General features: G+C 57.6%; 2 protein-coding genes. One reads left to right on the forward strand and one right to left on the reverse strand.

What is annotated here, in order from left to right; genetic code table 11:
- Positions 1-311: 311 nt before the first annotated feature.
- The gene (locus ACPYOP_RS32625) at positions 312-1,019 is read right to left on the reverse strand and encodes a DUF1013 domain-containing protein (RefSeq protein WP_174176554.1); all 708 of its coding nucleotides are present in this window, start codon (positions 1,017-1,019) and stop codon (positions 312-314) included.
- 223 nt (positions 1,020-1,242) lie between these two features.
- Here ACPYOP_RS32625 and acs point away from each other — a divergent pair, with 223 nt between their 5' ends.
- Complete coding sequence (acs, locus tag ACPYOP_RS32630; protein WP_481414334.1) at positions 1,243-3,201, forward strand: acetate--CoA ligase; 1,959 nt, start codon at positions 1,243-1,245, stop codon at positions 3,199-3,201.
- Positions 3,202-3,777: the final 576 nt, after the last annotated feature.

The following is a 3,777-nucleotide window of genomic DNA, read 5'->3' on the forward strand; positions in this document are numbered from 1 at the left end:
CAAAGGCTTCGCCAAGGCTAAGGGCTAAACGATCCATCCCCGTCGCCGGGATCTGGACCGTCATCCAGATCCCGGCACCCCTAAGGATGCACCAGTAAAACACACCCGCCTAATACAAGGACTAAACCCTCCGGCTCAAACTGCACACTTAGCTGGCTCATGCGACGGGAATCGGTTTTTTCGTGGCGGAGCACTCTCCATCCTCACCGTGAGGAGCGAAGCCTCGAAGGGCGAGGAGGGTCCGGGCAATTCTGACAAACAAAAGCCCCGGTCAAAACCGGGGCTTCGCAAATCTTCGATATGATCGGATCTTAGAACTGATCGTCGTCCTCGTCGTCCGGTGTGGTTGACTTCAGCGACTTCAGCTTGGCGAAAACGGCGTCGGCGTCGATTTCCTTTTCCTTCGGCTCGTCACGCTCATAGCTGAAGCCGAGCTTTTCGGTCTCCTGGGCCGGCTGCAGGGTTGCGCCGAGTTCGGCGGCGGTCGGCAGCGGACGGCCCTTGGCGGCCTTTTCGACTTCCATATCGAGATCGATCTGGCTGCAGAGACCAAGGGTGACCGGGTCCATCGGTGCGAGATTGGCCGAGTTCCAGTGGGTGCGGTCGCGGATCTGCTCGATGGTCGACTTGGTGGTGCCGACGAGGCGGGAAATCTGCGCATCCTTCAATTCCGGATGATTGCGCACCAACCAGAGAATGGCGTTCGGACGATCCTGGCGCTTGGAGACCGGCGTGTAACGCGGGCCACGGCGCTTCGATTCAGGCACGCGCACTTTCGGCTCGGAAAGCTTCAGCTTGTGGTTCGGATTGGCTTCCGCGCGGGCGATTTCGTCGCGCGTCAGCTGGCCGGTCGAGATCGGGTCGAGGCCCTTGATGCCCTGTGCGGCTTCACCATCGGCAATGGCCTTCACTTCGAGCGGGTGCAGCTTGCAGAACTGCGCGATCTGGTCGAATGACAAGGCTGTATTGTCGACAAGCCAGATGGCGGTTGCCTTCGGCATGAGCAATTGTTGAGCCATGGATATAGTCCTTCTGTCAGTCCGCGCCGGTGTCGCGGTCCGGGGTGTAACACCACATTGTCCGGGAAATACGGCTCTATATAGCGACAGTGTCGCGGAATTGCAATTCTTTGCGGATGAAATGCACTTTGTCCAATTGCTGTCGTAGTTTGACCTGTTATTGATTGCGCGGAAAGAGCGCTCGCGGTTACAAATCGGAGTGTGAGGATTTGAGGAGGAGAGAATGTCGGAAAAGATTCATCCCGTGACGAAGCCGGTCAAGGCGCGTGCTTTGATCGACAAGGCGAAGTACCGGAAATGGTATGAGCAGAGCGTCGAGGATCCCGACAAGTTCTGGGGCAAGCACGGCAAGCGCATCGACTGGTTCAAGCCCTTTACCAAGGTCAAGAACACGTCTTTCACCGGCAAGGTCTCGATCAAGTGGTTCGAGGATGGCGTCACCAACGTCTCCTATAATTGCATCGACCGGCATCTGAAGAAGCACGGCGATCGCGTCGCCTTCATCTGGGAAGGCGACAATCCCTATCTCGACAAGAAGATCACCTATAACGAGCTTTACGAACAGGTCTGCCGGCTGGCGAATGTCTTGAAAAAGCACGGCGTCAAGAAGGGTGACCGCGTCACCATCTATATGCCGATGATCCCGGAAGCGGCCTATGCGATGCTCGCCTGCGCCCGCATCGGCGCGGTGCATTCGGTCGTCTTCGGCGGCTTCTCGCCCGAGGCGCTGGGCGGCCGCATCGTCGACTGCGAGTCAGCCTTTGTCATCACCTGCGATGAGGGCGTTCGCGGCGGCAAGTCCATTCCGCTGAAGGAAAATACCGACAAGGCGATCCAGATTGCCGCCAAGCAGAAGATCGCGGTCAAGAATGTCCTCGTGGTCCGCCGCACCGGCGGCAAGGTCGCCTGGGAAGCCGGCCGCGATCTCTGGTATCACGAGGCAACCGCCAAGGTGAAAGCGGATTGTCCGCCGGCGAAAATGAAGGCGGAAGATCCGCTCTTCATCCTCTATACCTCCGGTTCCACCGGCAAGCCGAAGGGCGTGCTGCATACGACGGCCGGCTATCTCGTCTATGCGGCGATGACGCATGAATATACGTTCGACTATCATCCCGGCGATATCTACTGGTGCACGGCCGACGTCGGCTGGGTGACGGGCCACTCCTATATCGTCTATGGGCCGCTCGCCAACGCCGCAACCTCGCTGATGTTCGAAGGCGTGCCGAACTATCCGGACCAGGGCCGCTTCTGGGATGTCATCGACAAGCACAAGGTCAATATCTTCTACACCGCGCCGACGGCGATCCGCTCGCTGATGGGCGCGGGCGATCACTTCGTCAAGCGCGCCTCGCGCTCCAGCCTGCGCATCCTCGGCACGGTCGGCGAACCCATCAATCCGGAAGCCTGGGAATGGTACTACAAGGTGGTCGGCGACAGCCGCTGCCCGATCGTCGATACCTGGTGGCAGACGGAAACCGGCGGCCACATGATCACGCCGCTTCCGGGGGCGACGGATCTGAAGGCCGGCTCGGCCACCCTACCCTTCTTCGGTGTGCAGCCTGAGCTGGTCGACAATGAAGGCAACGTGCTGGAAGGGGCGGCCGACGGCAATCTCGTCATCGCCGACAGCTGGCCCGGCCAGATGCGCACCGTTTATGGCGACCATGAGCGCTTCATCCAGACCTACTTCTCCACCTACAAGGGCAAGTATTTCACCGGCGACGGCTGCCGCCGTGATGAGGACGGCTATTACTGGATCACCGGCCGTGTCGACGACGTGCTGAATGTCTCGGGCCATCGTCTCGGCACGGCGGAAGTGGAATCGGCGCTGGTGTCGCACAGCCATGTGTCGGAGGCGGCCGTCGTCGGCTATCCGCATTCCATCAAGGGCCAGGGTATTTATTGCTACGTGACGCTGATGGTCGGCCAGGAAGGCTCGGATGCGCTGAGGCAGGAGCTGGTGAAGCATGTCCGCGCCGAAATCGGCCCGATCGCCTCGCCCGACAAGATCCAGTTCACCCCCGGCCTGCCGAAAACCCGCTCCGGCAAGATCATGCGCCGCATCCTGCGCAAGATCGCCGAGGATGATTTCGGCGCGCTCGGCGATACCTCGACGCTTGCCGATCCGGCCGTGGTTGATGATTTGATCGCGAACAGGCAGAACAAGGCGGACGCGGCTTAAAACTAACAAGGGTGCCGCTTTGGCGTTGTCTGAAGCGGCACATTTTTTGGTCGAGGAAATTGACTGATTTGAATTAGTGTTGGAATGCGTGAATAAACACAATTGTGAATCAAAACAGTCACTTAGATTCATCTGATCCTAAACATTTGATTCAACACAATAAAATTTGATTTTTGTTGACAATGAGAGCTTTTTCTCATATATATGTTGTCGGGCAGTCACGCGCCGGATAAACCCAGAGCATTCGAAAGTCTGCAGGCGAGAAATCGCAATTATGGGCCGGGGGGCTGCCCAATTTTCTTGAAAAGATCGACGGTGCGTTGCTGATCTGCCGTCAGTGTGAGACCTTCATGATGAGGGTAGAACTTCATTCCGTAGCTGAAATAATTGTCGTTTCTTTTATAGATTATGGGACGTAAGATTTCAGCGTGGCGCGATTCACAATTTCCGTATCGATCTGGTTCCACGCCGCTGGCGACTGACGACGCGATAATGTCTGCTAGAGCGGGATGAATTTAGGCGGAATCGGAATTGGGATTCCCTTTTGTGAGCAAATCAGATTCACCATTCTGACCG

It is taken from the genome of Rhizobium sp. KNZ2-6A, assembly GCF_056755475.1.